19 protein-coding genes are annotated in these 21,539 nt (G+C 51.3%); 1 reads left to right on the top strand and 18 read right to left on the bottom strand.

From position 1 onward, the window contains the following. Positions 1-79 precede the first annotated feature (79 nt). From BMY11_RS08575 to BMY11_RS08545, 7 genes are all read right to left on the bottom strand, one after another. Positions 80-1,462, bottom strand: coding sequence for an MATE family efflux transporter (locus BMY11_RS08575; RefSeq protein WP_090574054.1), 1,383 nt, complete (start codon positions 1,460-1,462; stop codon positions 80-82). A gap of 10 nt (positions 1,463-1,472) precedes the next feature. Continuing rightward, positions 1,473-3,491 carry a Na+/H+ antiporter gene (locus BMY11_RS08570; protein WP_090574053.1) on the bottom strand — a complete coding sequence of 673 codons (2,019 nt, stop codon included), beginning with the start codon at positions 3,489-3,491 and terminating at the stop codon, positions 1,473-1,475. Between the two features lie 196 nt (positions 3,492-3,687). After that, complete coding sequence (locus BMY11_RS08565; protein WP_090574052.1) at positions 3,688-4,041, bottom strand: GIY-YIG nuclease family protein; 354 nt, start codon at positions 4,039-4,041, stop codon at positions 3,688-3,690. Between the two features lie 20 nt (positions 4,042-4,061). After that, entirely contained in the window at positions 4,062-4,541 is a 480-nt protein-coding gene (locus tag BMY11_RS08560) for a DUF6530 family protein (protein ID WP_090574051.1), read from the bottom strand. Between the two features lie 141 nt (positions 4,542-4,682). Then, the gene (locus BMY11_RS08555) at positions 4,683-5,291 is read right to left on the bottom strand and encodes a hypothetical protein (RefSeq protein WP_090574050.1); all 609 of its coding nucleotides are present in this window, start codon (positions 5,289-5,291) and stop codon (positions 4,683-4,685) included. Between the two features lie 85 nt (positions 5,292-5,376). Beyond that, the gene (locus BMY11_RS08550) at positions 5,377-7,284 is read right to left on the bottom strand and encodes an APC family permease (protein WP_371262772.1); all 1,908 of its coding nucleotides are present in this window, start codon (positions 7,282-7,284) and stop codon (positions 5,377-5,379) included. A gap of 146 nt (positions 7,285-7,430) precedes the next feature. Then, positions 7,431-8,171 (bottom strand): glycoside hydrolase family 73 protein, encoded by a 741-nt coding sequence (locus BMY11_RS08545; RefSeq protein WP_090574049.1) that lies wholly within the window; start codon positions 8,169-8,171, stop codon positions 7,431-7,433. 338 nt (positions 8,172-8,509) lie between these two features. Between BMY11_RS08545 and BMY11_RS08540 the strand changes: the two genes are divergently transcribed. After that, complete coding sequence (locus tag BMY11_RS08540) at positions 8,510-9,259, top strand: MBL fold metallo-hydrolase (protein WP_090574048.1); 750 nt, start codon at positions 8,510-8,512, stop codon at positions 9,257-9,259. 54 nt (positions 9,260-9,313) lie between these two features. Here BMY11_RS08540 and BMY11_RS08535 read toward each other — a convergent pair whose 3' ends face one another. The 11 genes from BMY11_RS08535 to BMY11_RS08485 all read right to left on the bottom strand — a co-directional run bounded on the left by BMY11_RS08535 (position 9,314) and on the right by BMY11_RS08485 (position 21,525). Continuing rightward, entirely contained in the window at positions 9,314-9,808 is a 495-nt protein-coding gene (locus tag BMY11_RS08535) for a Fur family transcriptional regulator (RefSeq protein WP_090574047.1), read from the bottom strand. A 233-nt stretch (positions 9,809-10,041) separates the two neighbouring features. Next, complete coding sequence (locus BMY11_RS08530) at positions 10,042-10,743, bottom strand: DnaD domain-containing protein (RefSeq protein WP_090574046.1); 702 nt, start codon at positions 10,741-10,743, stop codon at positions 10,042-10,044. Between the two features lie 20 nt (positions 10,744-10,763). Next, on the bottom strand, positions 10,764-12,059 hold the full coding sequence (asnS, locus tag BMY11_RS08525; RefSeq protein WP_090574045.1) for an asparagine--tRNA ligase: 1,296 nt from the start codon (positions 12,057-12,059) through the stop codon (positions 10,764-10,766). A gap of 58 nt (positions 12,060-12,117) precedes the next feature. Then, positions 12,118-13,320, bottom strand: a complete 1,203-nt coding sequence (locus BMY11_RS08520; RefSeq protein WP_090574044.1) for an acetate kinase — start codon at positions 13,318-13,320, stop codon at positions 12,118-12,120. Beyond that, complete coding sequence (locus BMY11_RS08515; RefSeq protein WP_256217358.1) at positions 13,317-14,192, bottom strand: 3-hydroxyacyl-CoA dehydrogenase family protein; 876 nt, start codon at positions 14,190-14,192, stop codon at positions 13,317-13,319. Before BMY11_RS08515 ends, BMY11_RS08520 begins: the two co-directional genes overlap by 4 nt. 91 nt (positions 14,193-14,283) lie before the next feature. Continuing rightward, positions 14,284-14,913 carry a pyroglutamyl-peptidase I gene (gene pcp / locus BMY11_RS08510; protein WP_090574457.1) on the bottom strand — a complete coding sequence of 210 codons (630 nt, stop codon included), beginning with the start codon at positions 14,911-14,913 and terminating at the stop codon, positions 14,284-14,286. Positions 14,914-15,010: 97 nt separating this feature from the next. Further along, positions 15,011-16,495 (bottom strand): sulfatase, encoded by a 1,485-nt coding sequence (locus BMY11_RS08505; RefSeq protein ID WP_090574043.1) that lies wholly within the window; start codon positions 16,493-16,495, stop codon positions 15,011-15,013. Between the two features lie 66 nt (positions 16,496-16,561). Then, the gene (locus BMY11_RS08500) at positions 16,562-18,073 is read right to left on the bottom strand and encodes a sulfatase family protein (RefSeq protein ID WP_090574042.1); all 1,512 of its coding nucleotides are present in this window, start codon (positions 18,071-18,073) and stop codon (positions 16,562-16,564) included. Positions 18,074-18,134: 61 nt separating this feature from the next. Beyond that, positions 18,135-19,103, bottom strand: a complete 969-nt coding sequence (locus BMY11_RS08495) for a formylglycine-generating enzyme family protein (protein WP_090574041.1) — start codon at positions 19,101-19,103, stop codon at positions 18,135-18,137. 35 nt (positions 19,104-19,138) lie between these two features. Beyond that, the gene (locus BMY11_RS08490; RefSeq protein ID WP_090574040.1) at positions 19,139-20,533 is read right to left on the bottom strand and encodes a sulfatase; all 1,395 of its coding nucleotides are present in this window, start codon (positions 20,531-20,533) and stop codon (positions 19,139-19,141) included. A gap of 65 nt (positions 20,534-20,598) precedes the next feature. Continuing rightward, positions 20,599-21,525: a TauD/TfdA dioxygenase family protein gene (locus BMY11_RS08485; protein WP_090574039.1), complete on the bottom strand. Its 927-nt coding sequence runs from the start codon at positions 21,523-21,525 to the stop codon at positions 20,599-20,601. Between the last annotated feature and the right edge of the window lie 14 nt (positions 21,526-21,539).

The raw sequence follows: 21,539 nt of genomic DNA, 5'->3' as shown, positions 1-21,539 counted from the left end.
TATGAAAATCAGCGATATGAGTTACAATATTTGGAATAATAAACATCTGTCATTCTCAAACGGAATAGTTGCTCTATTCTCAGATCACCCGATACCGCATCCATTTTCCACTCAAATACCGATAAGTGAAACAGATGAATCTGACGAACCAGTCAGCGAACATCGCAATCCAAGTTCCGAATACGCCCATATGAAAATGCACCCCGAGCAGGTACGCCAGAACGACTCGGAACAGAAACATCGTCATAATGCCAATTGTCATTGGATACTTCGCATCTCCCGCAGCTCTGAACGTAACGGGCAGCGTATACGCAAACGGCCAAAGTATGATCGCAACAAGTCCGTGCCACAAGGCAATATGATAGGTCAAGTCTGCAGTAGCTTCTGAGAGCCCGTATACCTTCATAATGAGCGGAAGCAAGGCGATGATGAACGAAATAAACACCAGTTGAGAGGCATACACAATCGCCATAATCTTCTTGGTGTAATATCTGGCCTGCGCGTATTCCCCTGCCCCGACACATCTGGCAATTATGGCAGTCATCCCTAAATTAATCGCAACCCCCGGCAATACTTGAAATATCGCAAGTGAGCCGCCGATAGCATTGGCCGTTATCGCTGCCGTACCGAAGGTCGATACAAGACTCAGCACAATAATCCGGCCGATAAAGAATAGGCTGTTCTCAAGCCCGAACGGAATCCCGATACGCAAAATTTGCTTGATCATCCTCCAGTCGAACTTATGCTTCAAGCTTCTTTTCATATGCAACATATAATCCGGATTTATAACAACTACGATAATGATAGCAGCTGCAACAATTCGGGATACCAGTGCCGGGATTGCAACACCCTCGGTCCCCATATGAAACCCGTACAGCAACAGCGCACTTCCCGCCACATTGATAACATTCATGAGCAGCGCGACTTTCATCGAGACGACTGCATTACCAGTCGTACGGAAAATCGCCGCCCCCGCATTATAAATAGCTAGAAAAGGAATAGAGAGCGAAACAATCATAAGATACGTATCGGCATGACCTCGCACCTCATCCGATATTTGCCCAAACAACGTAAATAGAATGAAAGATTTGAGTGCATAGACAACAAACATAATGACGACCGAGATTACGCTAACGAACCAGAACATTTGCTGTGCGGATTCACGAGCTTCTCTCACCTGTTTCGATCCGATATATTGTCCGGCTATGACCGCACCGCCTGTTGCTAGCGCGCCAAATAAACTGATCAACAAAGCCATGACAGATTCCACAAGCGACACACCTGACACGGCCGCCTCTCCCACGAAGGCAACCATGACAGATGAGATTATGCCAACGAGAAATTCCAATCCCTGTTCTACAGTCAGTGGCAGAAACAGCCTCAGCAGATCCCGATTGGAAAATAAATAACCGACGCGGCTTCCCTCTGCATTCTCTTTCTTACTTAGCGCAATTGGCTCCATAGCTTCTCCCCTACATAATCTCTGATATCGCCGTTTCACGATCACGAATCGTTCCTCTTAATCCACTTGCCAGCTCACGAGAAATTTCGCCGCTTTCATACAACGTTTGGACCATATCTCGCTCTGCTTGAATGGCGACCCAGTACATTTCTTTCTTCATATCGTTCTGCTGCAAATCTTCAGAAGCACGCGAGCCCTGCAAGAGCGACAATCGGCCGAGCATCTGCTTGTATTGCGAAATCACATAGTTTGTTTCTGTTTCGGTCTCCGGTCGTTTCTGCTCGCCTAATTCGACTATCGCAGATTTGCACATCGAGATTTTGAGCCCTTTCATCGCTTCCCGTTCCTCATAATGATTCATGCTTTTCTTACGGTCCTTTGCGAACAGCTTCTTCATAAACATCTTGATGAGCACTTGCCCGATGCGAGTACGCTTCGTAAGCACAAGCTCCATCTGATCGAGCAGCTCCGTCACCTTCGCCGCTTGTTCCACATCGGCACTGCCTTCCTCCACCATCGCTTCGATACATCTGCGTTCAGCTGCAATTGCCTTTATACGCAGCTCTGTTTCTGTATCTCGGCATCTTGGCTGGCCCGAATCGGATGTATGAGAGAGATACGCCTCTTCTTGCACCCACTTCTGGTAATCGGTCATGACAGAGATAGCGGCAGCTTCATTCTCTGGTTTCTGTTCCGTCTTGAGCGTTTCGATCGCAGCTTGCAGCACGCGAATCCGAGCATGCTGCTCCAACCGATTCTGCTCGGCTGGCGCTTCCTTCCTCTTCGCAAGGAGAGGCAGCAATGCGCTTGACACCACCAAAGAAATCAAGATGACAATGGCTGCTATGAAGATCATCATGTCACGCTCCGGGAATGCCTCCCCGCTTCGAAGCACGTAAGGAATCGAGAAAGCACCAGCCAACGTTACTGCACCGCGGACGCCGCCGAGTGAGGTAAGCAGCAGCATTTTGTAATCAGGCATCTCCTGCCCCTGCTTCTGCTCAACTCCGAACAGTCTCTGATTGCGAGTGAAAATAAACGTCCAGACGAATCGCAGCACCACGAGCAGCAGGAAGATTAGAAAGGCGTAAATGAACACCTGTGTATTGTCGATGGATGCATTGCGAAGCACAACGCTGGTCACATGCGGAATTTGCAAGCCGAGCAATAGAAAGACGAGTCCATTCAGCACGTATAGGAGCACCGACCATGTATTGTTCGAGACGATGTTCAGACGAAGCATGGCGGAATCGACCCGGTCCCGTTCAATCGCATGGACAAGCCCGCCAGCCACTGCAGCCAAGATGCCAGAGACGCCGATCTCCTCTGCAATCAGATAGAGCAGGAACGGTGTCAGAATCTGAATCAGCATATGAAGTGTCACGTCCTCAAGTCCGCTTCTGCGCAGTGTGACGCCAAGCCATACGATGAGCAAAGCGACAATGACTCCTATCAGCAAGCCCCCAATGGCAATGACAAGAAAGCTGAAGATGGCATGCGTCATGGAGAAAACACCTGTTACAGTTGCCGCGATTGCAAAGTTGAACGCGACAAGTCCCGAGGCGTCGTTCATTAGCGACTCTCCCTCGAGTAAACGAAGCAACGTCTCCGGCATATGGATTCGTTTCGCGAGTGCGCCTACGGCGACAGCATCTGTCGGCGATAGAATGGCGGCAAGCCCAAACGCAGCAGGAAGCGGAATCGTTGGAATGAGCCAGTGAATCGCGTAGCCAGCGACGAGCACAGTTATGAACACAAGCCCGACCGCGAGGAGCAGAATCGGAGCGCGAAGCCGCCACAGCTCTCTGCGAGGCGTATGCTTGCCGTCATTATAGAGCAGTGGTGCGATAAACAGAATAAAGAAGAGCTCCGGCTCCATCTCCAGATGCACGCCTGACGGCAACAAAGCGACAATCGCTCCGAGCGCTATCAGGATCAGCGGGGATGGAATAGCAGGAATGAACCGACTAATGACATGGGAGAACCCGATCATGAGCAGCATGAGTAGGACAGCATGAAATAATTCCAAAGCGCGACAACTTCCTTTCCAGGGTGCAGTATGTACCAGGTTGATCTGTATAAGGATTTCCTAACCAGCCATAAAATTATATTTATACTAATACCAATTAATGGTCGTGTAAATGATTAAGATGAATGTCGGTGTCAAAAGGAGCGAAAAAAGCCTCCATGAACGAATTCGTTCATGAAGGCGGCGTATGCAGCAGCTATTGAATCGTGTTGTATCCTCTTTCTCCATAAGGCTGCAGCTTCTCGAGCCACAGCTTCTTCATCATCTTCATCTCCCAGCGGACATCCTTCACTTCCGCTGCATCCTTGCGTTCCAATTCCTCGAAGGTGAAAGCTTCTTCCCCTTGCTCCTTCCAGTCCTTCTGCAGCTGGGCGTTAGCGAACCTGCCCATATCCAACTGCATTTTGATCGTCATCCATTTGTTCTTTAGATTGGGATAGCTGTCAATGTACATCTTCCCGTTTGCGTTATTCGTAATTTGTACGACGCCCATGAACGTCTTTATTTCCTTGTACACTTCGAGCAGCTCTTTCCGCTTTTCCTTATCCATCTGCTCCCCTCCTCATTCCACTAATAACCTAATTCCTTCAGCATGCTCGACAGTGTCCGCAGCCGTTCTCCGATCAGCTCATCATCATCGCTTAATGCTTGGCTGAACAGCTTAATATCTTCATTGATCTTGTCATTATCTGTGCACACCGCAATAGTCATAGCATCCCCTTGAAGACCAACTCGGTCGATAACCGGATTCTCTTCATCGTAGAAATGCTCATAGCGGTAAGCTTCGCGGAAGTGAGCGACCGATCGGCAAATGAGAATAGAGAGGTCAAGCACGCGGTGCAGGGGGAGCTCCTCAGACTGCCTGGACCATTTCTCCCCCGTGTATCGCCATACTTTCGCCGAGATATCGACCTTTCCGCGGTCATTCCATTGCGCGAGCCCTAACGAGAGACCCTTCGCGTCCGTCTTCCCAGCTAGCCGCCCGTCTACTTGCTCGTAATTCTCGGAAACGACGACTGGTTTATGTTTTAACGTTGTAGGTATTTTCATATTTGTACGATCCTTTCGTGGTGCATTATTATTTAGTTGTTTAGTTATTTACTAATTTACTAAATGACTAAACGAGTATATCCTGATTTTCATTATCCGTCAATCAACGTAGAACCATTCACCCAATAAAAAAAGCACCCTCTACAGGTGCTTTTTTCCCATGTTTGATGCAGACTGCTCTGTCTCTCTCGCACGCTTCTCTAGCACGAATACTACAACGCCTACCGCAAGCGCTGACATCACGGCAATTATCGCTGAGCCGCCGGCGTGAAGCCATAGTACCGGAATCCACAGCAATCCAAGCGTTCGATGAACCGTTCTCATCCATTTGTTACGGATTTTGTAGATGAATAAGCCGTAGGCGACAATGGCTGCAAGCAGCACGAGCCCCGCTAGACCGCTGTAGATTTTATTATCGTGCAGTTTGGTGAACAGGAAATAGGTGCCATGTACGACGACTAGGATCAAGGTCACCCAACCGAGCGGTTTATGGGCCAGATCGAACAGCATTCTCGCCTTGCGCACAAGCACCGACGGGGACTTCTGCTTACGCTTGAACCACTGCCAAGAGAAACCACCTGCTCCAACATAAATGGCAATTGTTCCAAGCGTGGAAAACATCCCGTCGAATACTTCTCTTCGGCGATATAATTCTCGATGCTCAGGTATAACGAAGCTAATTAGTACAAGAGCTAACGCAACGGCAAGGAAAACGGCCGCTGGAAGCCATGTTTTCAGTTTCTTATTCATAATAAACTGGCACCTCAACTTTCTATGGTTCCCAGTTTAATTCATTTCTCTTAAAAATCTATTAACCGTTCCTCATCACACGCCATCACTTCTGCAAATGATACGGAACCGTCGTTATAACGACGTCCTTATTGCGCAGAAACCAAGCGCGAATAAGCAGCGCACTCTGGTTATGCAGCAGATTATGCCACCATTTCTTCGTTACGAACTGCGGCATGATGATGTGAATGTTCGTTGGCTCGCACTCTGTGACCTCCAGCCTGTCGATGAACCGGCTGAGCGGCGCTAGAATGGAGCGGAATTCTCCCCGAAGCGTAACGAGCTTGCACGGCTCACCCCACTCCTCCCATTTCAGCTTCATTTTGTCAACGGACTCATCATCGAATCCAACATAAACGGCAACCGCACGGCTATCAAGGCTTTGGGCAAAAGAAACCGTGCGCAGCACAGCGCGATGCACACCGGACACAAGCACGATGGTCACGAGCTCATGCGGCTCGGGCCGAGTCTCCTTCGGGTCGATTCGCAGCTCTGCTGCAATAATATCGTAATGGCGTTTGACCATCACCGAGATTGAGATCATTATGGGCAGAATGACAAGCACAATCCATGCCCCTTCTAGAAACTTCGTAAACGCGACGACAACCGTGACAATCGCGGTGACGAAGAAGCCGAACAGATTGATCGCAAGCTTGAGCTTCCACATGCGCCCCTTCACCTTCAGCCAGCGCTTGCACAGCCCAATCTGAGCGATGGTGAAGGACAGAAACACGCCGATTGCATAGAGCGGAATAAGGCTGTTCGTCTGTGCTTGGAAGAGCGCGATCAGCAGTGCAGCTGCACCTGCCAGAAACATAATGCCGTTCGAATAGCCCAGCCGATCCCCTCGATTCGTGAATGCCCTCGGAAGGAAGCTGTCTGAAGCGACGATGGCAGACAGCTGCGAGAAGCCGGTAAAGGTTGAATTCGCCGCTAGAATGAGCACGATGAAGGTCGACCAAATTATGATCTGATACACGATGCCATGTCCAAAATACTGCTCTGCCAGCTGAGACAGCATCGTCTTGTCCTCCCGCACCTCCACACCGCGCACATAGAGATGATACGCATATCCGAGCAGCGTTACTGCCGTTACAGTGCCTAAAGCTACATAAGTCTTGATCGCGCTTCGCTGCTGTGGCTCACGGAAGACGGGAACAGCGTTGGAGATCGTCTCAATCCCGGTAAGCGCCGAGCAAGCCGAGCTGAACGCCTTAAGGATGAGAAGGATCGTAATGCCTCCTGGTATCGTCCCGAAGGAAGGGGTTTGCGGCTGCACAAAGCCATGCGAAAATTCATCAATGAATCCAGTGCAGATGATGAGTATCATGCATCCCATAAAAACAAACGTCGGCCAAGCGAAGATCGTCGCCGACTCCGCCACACCGCGTAAATTTACAATAACGAGCAGCAGCACACAGCATATTGCAAGCGAGCTGCTGTATGGCTTGATGACCGGATATGCCGAAGCAACGGCTTGAATACCAGCTGATACGGATACAGCAACGGTGAGAACATAATCGACGAGCAATGAGCTCGATGCTACGAGCGAAGCCCATGGCTTCTTGAAATTATCTTTAGCAATGGAGTAGGCACCGCCGCCGCTTGGATAGGCGATGATGCCCATTATGTAAGAGAGAATTAAGATAAACAACAGAATGACCGATGCCGCTGTTATCGGCAGTACGAACCATAGCCCCGACCGGCCCAAATGCGCAAGCTCAGTTAAGCCCGCTTCAGGACCATAAGCAACGGATGAATATAAATCAGCTGATAATATAGGCAGGGCAATCATCCAGAACAGCTTGTTATGTTTCTCATGTAGCTCTCGCGAGCGCATCGGACGCCCGATGACGACTCTTTTAAACGTACTGAAGTTAACGACAGCGTACCACATCACGAACAAAGCGATGATGACAAGGACGATTTCGATGAGGCGAATGTGATGGATCAAGGCTTGGTCCTCCTTTAGAGAATTGTTGTCCGTAGGATTCCCTCTTTCGGCTCTCTTTACCATAATCATGGACGGAAGCGGATGTGGCTGCGCACAAAAGAAAGAAGTCCGCTCATGGTCAGAGCGAACCTCTCTTGTTCACTTCATCAGATCAGTTTCTTCCGGTGCAGCACGGTCAGCAGCCGATAGAAATCATAGCTGCCGCCAACTGTCGTATCGATCAGCTTGGCTTTGACCGCTGCATCGACTGCGTCCTTCGCCCATGCCGGAACCGTATCCATCTGATCATGCTTCAGCATCTGGGCAGCCTGTACTTGCAGCGAAGCAACTGCCGCAGTTTGAACGTTAAGTGCAGTGCTTAGCTGTTTCACCTGGTCCATTAAGTCTTGAAAAGCCTTCTTCTCCTCAGCCGTCATCGGTTCATCGCCTCCATTCTTGCTGTCATATTGCGTTAACCCGCTCTCATTGATGATTGCAATGATCTGCTTCGCGTAGTCCGGGTCGGTCGCATAACCGCACTCCAGCAGCATTTGCGCTTGCTCGAATGGCCCCTTCGCTTCATGGACCCGCGTATACCGGCTGCGAGCAAATAGCAAATCTTGATCCTTGAAGAAGTCATAGATGCTGTCGTAGGCGCGGAATGTCGCAACGACATCAACCCTTCTACCGTTGATGACTTCCCACGTCTGCTTGTTCACGACAGCTCCCTTCCAATAGCCGTTCGGGACACCGGAGCCACCTTTATAACCAGCTAGATTGTTCCAATACGGTATATTACCGCCAGTCTCAAGCCAGCACTGCGCAAGCCGTACAGACGGATATATGGGTGAACCTTCCAAGTAGAGCTGCCTGGCGATCGGGACTAATTTTGCAAAAAAACTGTCCATCTTATATCCACCTCCCTCAGTCAATCAATAAGCCGAATCAAATCTATCAATCTACTTTTCTTTGTATATGCTAGAGTTCATAGATTGGATACGGCACTTGCGCAGAATAGAAAAAACCCGCTATCGTGCATCAGTCGCACGACAAGCGGTATTATAGGTTCTTAGATAACGCCTCCGATGATTCTCCTCCTGCCCGAGAAATGACGTTCGAAAAGTTACTTCATAAAATATTATGTTGACAAATTTACATTTGTGTGGTATAATAAAATATTTATTTGACCGAAACTGTTCATTCCGCTATTATTGTCGTTAGACTTAACAAGCGGAGGTTATGGACGATGCAAATTCAAGCAGGAATCGCGATGTTAGAAATTACAGCAACCATTATGGGGCGTGCGAATTCCATTTATCCGAGCGTCATCTGGAATGAGAAGCAAGTTATCCTGATTGACACTGGCTATCCCGGACAAGCCGCACTAATCCAAGAAGCGCTTCAGCATGAAGGCTTGTCGATCGAACGACTAACCGACATCATCATCACCCATCAAGATATTGACCATATAGGTAGCCTGTCTACTCTATGCCAGGCAAGCGCTGCTCCGATTCAAGTATGGGCGTCTGCAACCGAGAAGCCTTATATCCAAGGCGAGCGAATGCTCATCAAAGTGACTCAAGCTGGAATTGACCAAGCAGTTGCCTCACTACCGAAGGAGATGCCTGAGAGTCAGAAGCAAGCATTCCGTAACGCGCTCGAGCATCCGCCGACCGGCAAGGTAGATCAGCTGGTTGGATACGGCGAGAACGCGCAGCCGTTCGAGGACATCACAGTCATTGATACGCCGGGACATACACCTGGCCACGTCAGTCTCTACCATTCACCAAGTCGCACCTTAATCGCCGCCGACGCATTGATGATCATTGACGGCGAGCTTACGCTTGGCCAGTTCAACTACGATAATGCGGCTGCAGCGAAGTCGCTGCAACAATTTACCACATATGACATCGAGCAGGTAATCTGCTATCACGGCGGGCTATACCGGAGTGACGACGTGAACAGCCGCATTCAATCACTCATTCAAGCTACATAACAACACGAAAGGGAGCTTCGCATCGCGGCGAAAGCTCCCTTTATGTTCCAACATCTATTCCTTCTGGCACGCTTCACACACGCCATATACTTCAAAGCGATGATTAATAATTTTGAAAGAGCCCGGCAAATCCAACGATTGCTCCATCGGGCAATATTCAAACGTTAGCGTCTTCTCGCAGTTGACGCAAATCAAGTGATGATGATGGTGTGATAGACAGCTAGTCCGAAACTTCAAACCGCCCTCCATAAAATAAAACTGCTCCAGCGCGCCCATCTCACTCAGCAAGCGCAGGTTGCGGTACACCGTATCGAAGCTTACGCTTGGATATGCAACCGTCATCTGGTCGTAGACATCCTTTGGCGACAAATAACCGTCCGTCCGAGCGAATATTTCAGCTAGCTCACGTCGCTGATCCGTAATGCGCCATCCGTTCTTCGACATCACCTGTATCATTTGCTTGACAGGATCATGATTATTGTCACCCGAGTCCGCCGAGTCCGAAAGCTCGTGCGGATGAGTATGTGCATGTGCTTGCTGTTCTGACATCAGCCTATCGTCCTTCCCTTACCACGTGCGGGCAAACCGTTCTTTCCACTAGTTTAGCATATCTTTTTGGAGAGGACGAGGTCTTTATCGTCAACTGATTTTACTCGATAGTCTGTAGGGCTTTAATCCGGCAAACCGCCTGACAATCCTGAATATACAGCAGTATCTTTACGCCGATGCATCCCCCCGACCGATTTCAAAAGTCCTTCCATATAAAAAAACGGCCCGGGTCATTAAGACCCGCGGCCGCCGCGAAACTTCTGTGTATGTGCTTTCGCTTCTTCAATATTCGTCACCCGGTTCCTGCTCCACTCGAGCAGAATGCGGTCAATGTAGCGGAAATGCAGCTTCCCTGCAAATACCGCTTCCTTCAGCGCGAACCGGATCAGCTCATCCGGATACCGGTCCTGATCAACCCAAGCGCTGATCGTCTCACATTCCATCGGGGAAAGCGGTCGACCGAATTCCTGCTCGAACACGGAGAACAAGTCCGACGAAGTTGCAGCTTGGGCCGCAGCAGTGTTGCTGCGCTGCTGCAGCTCCCGCTCCGTCTCGAACGACTGCTTCGCTTCGTCCGCTAGCCATTCGGCGCAGCGGATGACGAAGCCATTCCAGTTATAACGCTCTGTCTGCATGCCGCTCTCCGAATCGATCTCATCATCAATTGCGAGCAGACCTTCCTTCATGAGACGGCTTAGCAGCTGATGCGCCGCCTTCGGCATTAAGCCAAGGCGCTCCGCCAGCTGCTCCGGCGTAGGAAAGTCGACACCTTCGAGCTGACGGTACATCATCAGCTGCACCATCAGCATCATCTCGGTGTCGGATAAACCAACGCCGCGGTAAGCACGCAGCAGACCGGCTGGAACGACGACACCGCCGCCGTTCATTGCCGCCGCCATGCCTCTGGCGTAAGCTTTCCACATTTCATTTTTCACCGGTTATGCCTCTCCCCTTGTTATGGATATAAACGGTACAGTAAACGTGGGAACGGAATCGTCTCACGAACATGTTCCAGACCGCAGATCCACGCGACCGTACGCTCAAGGCCGAGCCCGAAGCCGGAATGCGGCACTGTGCCGTATTTGCGCAGATCAAGGTACCATTGGTACGCTTCCGTCGACAACTCATGCTCAGCGAAGCGTTCTGCCAGCAATTCCGGATCGTCGATCCGCTGCGAGCCGCCGATGATTTCCCCGTAGCCCTCTGGCGCGATCATATCGGCACAGAGCACAACTTCCGGACGGTTCGGGTCCGGCTTCATGTAGAACGCCTTGAACGATGCCGGGTAGTGTGTAATAAATACCGGGCGATCGTGTGACTCTGCAATTGCCGTTTCATGCGGCGCACCGAAGTCTTCGCCCCACTGGATTTCTTGGCCTTGCTCCTGCAAGAACGTAATGGCATCGTCATACGTGATGCGAGGGAATGGCACCTGGATGTTCTCCAGCTTGCTAATATCGCGGCCGATCGTTTCGAGCTCCTTGCGGCAGTTCTTCACAACGTTCTGCACAACGAAGGAAACGAAACGCTCTTGTACGCGCAGGTTCTCTTCGTGATCGACGAAAGCCATCTCCGGCTCGATCATCCAGAATTCGATCAAGTGGCGGCGTGTCTTCGACTTCTCTGCACGGAAGGTCGGACCGAACGAGTATACTTTGCCCAGCGCCATCGCAGCTGCTTCCATGTACAGCTGACCGCTTTGCGTCAAGTACGCATCTTCTTCAAAATATTTCGTATGGAATAGGTTTGTTGTTCCTTCGCATGAAGAAGGCGTCAGAATCGGCGGATCTACAAGCGTAAATCCGTTGTTATCGAAGTACTGCTGAATCGAACGGATAATCTCGGCGCGAATAACGAGAATTGCGCGCTGCTTCGGCGAACGGAGCCACAGGTGACGGCGGTCCATCAAAAAGTCGACACCATGCTCTTTTGGCGTAATTGGATATTCCTGCGTCACTTGAATAATCTCGATGTCTTCAACCGTCAGCTCGTAGCCAGACTGACTGCGCGGCTCCTCACGTACAATGCCCTTCACATAAAGCGAGCTCTCTTGCGTCAATTCCTTCGCAGATGCCCAAATTTCTTCCGATATCTCGCTCTTCACGACGACACCCTGCACATAGCCAGTACCATCACGCAGCTGGAGGAATTGGATTTTGCCGCTGGAACGTTTGTTGTTTACCCAGCATCCAATCCATACCGATTGACCAGCGTTGTCCTTTAGCTGGCTAATTGTTGTTAATGTTTTCATATTCGATTCCGCCTTTACTAGTATTCAACTTTTACAATTTACTTCTATCATTCTAGGTTTATGATGATTTCACAATTTCAAACGTAGCTCTTGCGATGAGCAGCTCTTCATTCGTAGGTACAACGAGCACACTCGTACGGGAGCCGTCCTTCGTAATGTAACGCGCTTCCTTGGAACGCTCCAGGTTGCGCTCTTCGTCGAACTCGATGCCAAGGAACGTCAGCTTCTCGCATATTGCCTTGCGAACCGGCCACGAATTCTCACCCACACCCGCGGTGAAAATAACCGCATCAATGCCGTCCATCGCCGCTGCATATGCACCGATATACTTGCGGAGCCGGTAGGTATACATATCGAATGCCAGCTTCGCATGGCTGTCGCCTTCGTTCATCGCCTGAACGATCTCACGCATATCGCTGCTGATCCCGCTAATGGCTAGTAATCCGCTGTGCTTGTTCAGCATGGAATTGACTTCGTTCAGCGTCAGCTCTTCCTTGTTCATCGTGAATGGCACGATGGCCGGGTCGAGGTCGCCGCTGCGCGTACCCATCATAAGCCCTTCGAGCGGCGTTAAGCCCATGCTCGTATCGAGTGTCTTGCCATGCAGAATCGCTGCGCAGCTGGCGCCGTTACCGATATGGCATGTAACGAGCTTCAGCTCCTCAAGCGGTCTGCCGAGCGCTTTCGCCGCTTGCTTGCTCACGTAATCATGCGATGTGCCGTGAAAGCCATATCGTCTGATCTTATGACGACGATAGAGCACCATCGGAATCGGGTACAGGAATGATTCCTTCGGCATCGACTGATGGAACGCCGTATCGAACACGACAACCTGCGGCACGCCCGGTAAATTCAGCTCCACACCGGTAATGCCCATCATAGCAGGCGGATTATGTAAAGGAGCGAGGTCGAACAAACGTCTGATCTCCTGCTTCACCTCTTGCGTGACAAGCGTCGATTGCTTGAAGCTCTCACCACCGTGCACAACCCGATGGCCTACCGCGTTAATCTCGGAAATCGATGCCATCACACCATGCTCGCGGTGCGTCAGTATATCAATGACTTTGCGAACCGCTTCATTATGATCGAGAATTTCGCTCACGCGGTTCACTTCGATGCCGCCAGTAGGCTCATGCGTCAGAATCGAATCATCCATTCCGATACGCTCAACGCGACCGACTGCGAGAACAGCCTCGCTCTCCATGTTGTAAAGCTGATATTTTAACGAGGAACTCCCCGCATTCATCACTAGGATAATCATACACGGACTCCGTCCTTATCGTAGTTAAAGAAACCTGCGCTGCTCTTCACGCCGAGCTGCCCGCCGCGAACCATCTTCTTTAGAATGAACGACGGCCGATACTTCAGCTCGCCATATTCACGGAACATTCTCTCAAGCGCGGCAAGCACCGCATCCAGTCCGAAACGGTCCGCCATCTCAAACGGTCCATGCTGGAACGAATATCCGATCCGCATTGCGCTATCTATATCGTTAACCGATGCAACGCCTTCTTCAAGAACATGCATCGCTTCGTTGATGAATAGACAAATAAGCCGTGTCGTTACAAAGCCAGGCGATTCGAAGACCATGACTCCGTTCTTATGTATCGTGTTCTCGACAAAATACTTCGTCTGATTGAACGTCTCATCCGACGTCTTCAAGCCGCGCACAATTTCAACTAGATCCGTCTTGATCACCGGATAGACGAAGTGCATGCCAATAACCCGCTCCGGATGAGCAGTTACACTTGCAAGCTCCGTTAAGCTCAGTGTTGACGTATTACTCGCCAAAATAACATCAGGCGCACAAATATCATCCAGCTGCTTGAAAATATCAAGCTTCCGGTCCAAATCCTCGGTAATCGTCTCGATGACGAGCTCGCACTCCGATAGAGCACTCAGATGCTCCACTTTATGAATCCGGTTCATCACAAGCTTCTTCTCTGCAGAGGTGAGCGCCCACCGCTCCATTTGCTTATCTAAGCTTTGCTCGATCATGCTGAGCGCTTGATTTAGCCTTTCTTCGTCTTGTTCTACCATGTAGACATCAAGCCCGTTGAAGGCGAGCATCTCGCTAATGCCCTGACCCATCGTTCCGGCGCCAACAACGCCTACTGTCCTTACTGCTGTCAACTTCCCACCTCCATAGATCTGTAGTTATTATACCGTTTTTAAGCAAAAATAAGAAGGACTCCTCCGGAGCCCTCCGACCTTCGATATTGCTTCATGCAACCGGCTCACACACGCTAAGTATGCTCGTCTTTATGGCAATTTCGATCGCGCGTTCCATGACATCCAAGCTCATACTTGGCAAATTAGGCCGTTCGGCGGTTTGGGCAGGCAGATAAGGAATATGAATAAAGCCGCTTTTCATTGAAGGATAATCTGATGCAAGCATATGCTGAAGTCCATAAAATAAATGATTGCATACAAAAGTGCCTGCGCTGTATGAGACGGACGCCGGTATTCCGTCCTGGCGAATAGCTGCCGCTATCGCTTTTACAGGCAATGTAGACCAATAAGCCGCCGGTCCGCCTGGGATGATGGGTTCATCAATCGGCTTATTCTCTTCATTGTCCGAGATTCGGGCATCGCTCAGATTAACCGCCACTCGTTCGATCGCAATATCGCTTCTGCCACCGGCTTGACCGACGCAAATGACCACATCAGGCTTCACATTCAGAAGTAGCTGCCGGAGTAGATTCAATGACTTATGGAAGACGGTAGGAAGCTGTCTGGCTTCCACCTCAAGCCCCTCGAGCTTTCTTTGGTGAAGCCGGCTCGCCACTTCCCAGGATGGATTGATCGTTTCCCCGCCGAACGGATCAAAACCAGTAAGCAGCACTTTCTTCATCATGCAACTCCTCCAATGTTTGGATATAACCTAAACCTATCATAACAGCTGCAAGCAAAGAAACGGAGTCCGGATAATCCCGAACTCCGTTTGTTGATTATTGGAGACTAGGTACGCCAAGCCCCAATCGCTCATATTGCTCCTTCGGTGCATCGTTATCTTGCATTAGCTCGATCATTAGCTCGACCAACCGAGCTTCAACCTCGGGATCATGCAAAGGGGTAGCCTGCTCAGGATCATGGATTAGATCAAATAAGAGAGTAGCGAAATCATGCAAATTGCCCCGTGTTTGAGCCGGAATGCGAAGCGGCTTGATCTGCTTGGTGAAGGTGAAAGGCTCCGCTAACTCAAGCTGCTTCAATTCCTCTGGAGCGAAGCGGCTCCGCATATGAGTCGGCATAAGTGTGTAATCGTACAGCGGCTGGTTGTCTGTAGTCACTGCCGCTCGCATGTAAACGTATCTCTTGTCCGTTACATTGATGTGACCGCCATGTATGCCGAACAAGGCTACCTCCCGAATGGGCACATCCGCCTCAATCGTTCGGCGCAAGGATCTGCCCTGCATATCCTTCGGCCGCTCAATGTCGAAGAAATCGAGCAATGTAGCCGGCAGGTCAATCATTTGTACCAGACTTTGGCGCCGCTCGTTCTGAATGCCCGTCCGCGGGTCCCATATGAACAGAGGTGTATGCGCGACTTCATTATAGAAGGGCTGCACGCACTTCGCCCATTGATCATGCTCGCCGAGCAAGAAGCCGTGATCCGTGTTCACGATTAGCAAGGTATCCTGCCATAGGTCCAGTCGGTCCATCGTATCCAGTACTTGTCCCAAATAGTGATCGCACATCGAGAGCAGCGCGGCATATTCGAACCGCATATGCCGGATGTCTTCCGGCTCTTCGGTAACGGGCCCGTAAATCGGCCAATCCGCTAGCGTCCCTTCGTAATCATGCGAATACCGCTCTTTAAACTCAGCCGGGCTGTAGAAGGGCTCATGCGGATCGAAGGTTTCGATCTGAAGATACCAATTATCTTCCAAATAATTGGATTCGATGAATTCGAGACCGCCTGCGAAAGTCCGTGCTTGCGGAAATTGCTCCTGTTCCCGTATGTATTTCCGGTTGATGCGATCCTGTCGAACCATTTTCTTCGCAATTGGATGCAGGTGATCCAGAAGGGGGCCATCCGGGGTTCTTACTTCGCCTTTCCACGGATCTCCCTCCTGCCCGCGAATAAGCTCAAACGAGTTGTACCTTGTATGATAAGTCCCTCCGCCATCCTCCCAATAATGCTGATGATCGGTGACTAAATGCGTATACACCCCGGCATCTCCCATCAACTCTATGGCGGAGTCGTCGAACGGTTCGAGCGGTCCCCAGCTGCGATGTAAAAAATTATGCCGGCCCGTATGGAGCTCTCTTCTGGCGGGCATACAGGGCATGCTGCCAACATAACTGTTGTCGAACACGGCCGTCCTTTCCGCAAGGCGCTTAAAATTCGGGGTATGGATCCAATCGGGCCCCCCATAAGGGGACAGCATATGCCGGTTCAATGTATCGAACATGACCATAATGGCTTTCATTGCGAGATCTCACCTTTCTCTATGCCGGACGCTTCTAGCTTCCGGATAATTACCGTTGCTTTCGACTTATGCATGCGCGATACGCGGCATAAATAGTGGCTCCTGTTCCAGGCCGGCCCATGCATACTTTAGCAGCAGGCTCGACTTGATGGCTGCATAATCCGGATCGTTCCACCGATTGTGCCGCTCCTCTTTGTCGGCTTCGAGGTCAAATAGCTCCCCGTATTCCTGCTTGTAATAAACGGTCAGCTTATAGCGCTCATCGACATAAGTTTTCAGATGAATGGTCGTGGGCTCGTGATGGTTCTCACATAGAATGTGATCCCGAGCAGCGTTCTGACGACCGTTCCAAACCTCGTGTTGATCCTTGCCGGACATCGTGTACGGCACCTTCAGTCCGGCAAACGCAAGAAAAGTAGGCGCAAAGTCAACCAAAGATTGCAGCGAGTCGCTCACCTTGCCCGCAGGAACATGCCCGGGATAACGTGCCAGCATCGGGACTCGGATAAGATCCTCGTAATGGAACGGTCCCTTCGCTGTCAGTCCATGATGACCGAAGAAATGACCATGATCGGACGTGAAGACGACAAGCGTATTCTCCGAAAGACCAAGCTCATCCAGCTTGTCGAGAATGCGTCCAATGTATTTGTCCATCAGACTCGTCATGGCATAGTAGGTCGCAATGTCACGCCGGAGCGTAGCCTCCTGATACCTATGCGAGTGCATGCCGTGAATGCCGAAGCCCGTTTCTTTATACCCGCTGAAATCCGGATTCTCTTCCTGCGTCAGCCGGAAATGCGGTGGGTTGGCATCGTGCTCATGGGCCGCGCCACTTGGAATTGTCAACTTGTTAGGATCATACATCGTATCCCAAGGCTCTGGAACCAGATAAGGCGGATGAGGATCGAAGAAACTGGACCATAGGAAGAAAGGAGTGTCCTCCCGTTCATATTGTTCCAACAGAGCATTCGTCCGTTCCGCTATCCATGCGTCATAATGATACTGCTCAGGGATGTCCCACTTGTGGGCTGCTGATTTATCCATCGTTCCGGTCGGAGCCACGAAGTAATCTCTCCAGTTCGAGCAGCCCTTCTCCTCCAGCCAAATCGCGTAATGCTGCCCGACATGAGCTTCATTCGCATGATTTCGAGCCAGCTCCACATGACGGAAGCCGTAGTATGTCTCATCAAACTCTCTCCAGAAGTCCAAATCCTGAAGAACTGGGTACGACTCCAGCGAAGCGTATTCAGGCGTGGAGGCTAGCGGTTGGAAGTGAGCTTTCCCCACCAAGGCCGTAGCGTAACCCGCTTCGAGGAAATCTTCACCAACCGTCCGCACCTTCTCGGACAGCTTGGTGCCCAAGGTCCAAGCCCCATGCTGACTCGGATACATCCCTGTGATTAGGGAGCTCCGGGTCGGCGTACAGGTAGGGTTCGGGCAGTACGCCCTTGTGAAAGCCGTGCCTTCACTCACCAGACGATCCAGATTAGGCGTCGAAATCTCAGAGTTAAACGCCCCAATCGTATTCCAATGCTGTTGATCGCTTGTGATCAGCAATACATTTGGCCTGCTCTTCATAGGCTACTGCACTCCTTTAGCTGATTTGAAGACGTTCGTCCGCACACACACCACCATAGCATTAAGCATCGGCAGCACAGCGGAAGCCCAGATTTCCCGTCGAGCTGTCCGCTGTGTTGGAGCTGCGGGCAGCAACTCGGTACCGGTTGCAATAGGAGGTATGACATAGATAAGAGCCGCCGCGCATGACGCGTGAGCTGCCGGTTCGCGGCCCTTTCGGATTCTTCGCTCTTCCTGGAGCGGCGGGCACTCTACTAAACAAGTCTGAACACCACTCCCATACGTTGCCTACCGTTTGGTAAAGTCCGTATCCATTCGGAGGAAACGATCGGACCGGTGCCGTCCCTGCATAGCCGTCCGAAGCGTTGTCCTTGTCGGGAAATTTCCCTTGCCAAATGTTGCAGCGATGCTCCCCCCCAGGCTTCAACAGATCTCCCCACGGATATCTTTTCTGCACAAGGCCTCCTCTTGCCGCATATTCCCACTCCGCTTCGGTAGGCAACCTTTTGCCCGACCATTCCGCATATCGGTGCGCATCATGCCACGAGATATGGATGACGGGATGATCTAGCCGCGCTTCAATGGAGGAGCCAGCGCCTTCCGGACGGTGCCAGCTCGCTCCATTCACCACAAGCCACCACGGCAAGCCGGGAACCAGCCGGGAATCAGACGCTCGCACCCGCTCCGGCACGAACAGATGAAACACGTACGACCAGCCAAAGCGTTCCGCCTCAGTCACATAACCCGTCCTGCTGACGAATTCGGCAAATTCAGCATTGGTCACCGTACAGCTGTCGATATAGAACGGGCTGAGCTCCACCTCTCGAATCGGACCCTCACCATCATCGGGAAATCCTTCTGCGTCCTCGGTTCCCATTAGAAAAGAACCTCCGGGCAGATGGATCATGCTTTCCTTTGCAGCGTGTCCTGCAACCGTGTGCAGATGAGCATCGTTTTCTACTATTGCGGTTACCGTCAAAGTTTCGCGGCTCATGCTGCAGCACGACGGCCTGCGTTCTGTTTCATTCATAGATGACCCTCCTTCCTGCACAAAGGTTGAGGCACTCAGCGGCTGAACGCCGGATTGCCCACCGGAATTTCGGCCTCAATCCGCTCGCGCCATCCACGAAGCTTCTGGTGCAGCCGCTCAGCAAGTTCCGGCTGCTGCTTCGCGATATTGTGCTCTTCCGAGAGATCCGTTCTCAAGTTGTATAGCTCCAAGCGACCGTCCTCGAAAAACTCGATGAGCTTGTAATCCCCTTCCCTCACCGACGACCCCGGAGTCCCTCCCTGATTCCCATAATGAGGGTAATGCCAGAATAAATTGTCCCGGCCCAGTGACTCCGCTCCCTTTAACAAGGGCACCAGACTGACGCCATCCTCGTGCTGCTCTGGTAGCAGATCAACTCCTGCCATTTCCAGCAGAGTTGGATAGAAATCTGGACTCGTCACGGGAATCTCGCTGACGCTGCCCGACTTTACAACGCCGGACCAACGAACGATGAGCGGCTCCCGAACGCCTCCTTCGTACATCCAACCCTTGCCTTCTTGAAGCGGACTGTTGCAGGTCGGCGATCCTTCCGCCGTTGCCAAGCCGCCGTTGTCTGACGTGAATACAATCACCGTATCTTCCAGCTGCCCCGTCTCTTCTAAGGCTTCTATTAATCGGCCGATATTCCAATCGAGATTATATATCATCGCCGCGTATGCGGGATCGGACTGCAGAATGCGTCGTTGCACCCGCAGATGTTGTTTATGTTCGCACGGGAAGGGTTCTCCTTCTACAAAAGCTTCGAGCTGGTCCAAACCGAGCACTCTAGCCTTCTCCGCGAAACGATCGGTAAGCTCTGCGCTGACCTCGATCGGGATGTGCACCGCATAATGCCACAAATTCAAGAAGAATGGAGTCTCGTCATTTTGCCGGATCAGCTGGATCGCCTCGTCCGTCAGTCTGTCGGTCAAGTATTCTCCATCCGGACCCTCCTCGAGCGTCTCAATTCCATACGGGCTAAAGAATCCGTTCAGTGGCATCCCCCAGCTACAGCCGCCAATATTGAAGTCGAAGCCATGTTTGTCCGGATAATATTGTTGTCCTCCGAGATGCCATTTGCCCACATGCCAAGTCCGGTAGCCTTGCTCCTTTAATGCAAAAGCCACACTTTTCTCTTGAAGCGGAAGATGCTTGATATAAGGCGCATCGATCAGTTTTCCCGCCGTCTGACCGCCGATCCAGTTGGTCACGCCGACATTCGCCGGATATTTCCCGCTCATAATGCTGGCACGGGTCGGCGAACAGACAGGAGCAGCGGCATAGGCGTCCGTAAACCGCATCCCCTCTGCTGCCAGACGGTCCAGATTAGGCGTTTCATAAAAGGTGCTGCCGTAACAGCCCAAGTCCTTCCAGCCCATGTCGTCGATAAGGATAAACAACAAATTCGGTTTCTTCTTCGGTTGACCCATCTGCTTCTTCCTCTCATCTATAATCGTGAAGAAAGCCCGCGAAAGCGCGCGGGCTCATCTCTTGCTTAATAAGGTCGATCGCCTACGATCGCCACTCGCTCCGCAACGCGGCGGTTCGGGTAATAGTCCGAATTCGCGTAATGCTGTGTGGCGCGATTATCCCAGAAGGCGATGGAGTTCGCTTCCCAGCGGAAGCGGACTTGAAACTCGGGCAGCTGCGAATGGCGGAACAGGTACGAGAGGAGTTCTTCGCTTTCCTCTTGCTCCAGACCGATGATTCGAACGGTAAAGTTCGGATTGACGTACAGCGTTTTTCTCCCCGTTTCTGGATGGGTGCGCACGACCGGATGCTCCGCAGCCGGAAACTCCTCCTGGCGGATCAGCAATTCCTCGGGGGAGAGCCGCACGCCGAAGACGTGGGTAAAATCATGAATCGCCGTCAGTCCGTCGATTCTCACCTTAATCTCATCGGGCAGGTTGTCGTAAGCGGCACCTTGATCAGACCATAAGGTCTCCCCGCCAAAAGAAGGTGCTTCAGTAACGCGGAGGACAGCTCCAAGCGCAGGTGTTAACCGCCAGCTTACGTCTGAATGCCAGTTGTTTTCATACCCGGCTTTTTTGTCATCCTTGGCGAAACGAACGACTTCATCCGACTTTCCTTGGGGCAGGAAAGGATGTGTCTCAAGCTCTCCCCACAGACGGGCGAACGACTGATGCTGCTCGCTTGTGATGTCCTGATCACGGAAGAAAATCACTTTCCACTCCAGCAACGCGCGATTCAACTCCTTCTGGAGCTCTGGCGTTACGGGAGTGCGAAGGTCGATGCCTTCGATTTCCGCGCCGATCAGTGGACCATAAGGCTTGACTTGAAACAGCGTGTACGGCTGTTCCTCTACTCCTTCCGGCAACCGGTTGATGATGCGAGGACCTCCCCTTATGCCTCGATCCGGAATTTGACGGGGACGATCCTCGGATACAATTGCTTTCGTCATAGTAAATTCTCCTC

This window comes from Paenibacillus sp. OV219 (assembly GCF_900110075.1).
Taxonomy (GTDB): Bacteria; Bacillota; Bacilli; order Paenibacillales; family Paenibacillaceae; genus Paenibacillus_Z.
Note: the sequence above shows the minus strand (reverse complement) of the source record. Positions and strands in the feature narration are given on the sequence as shown.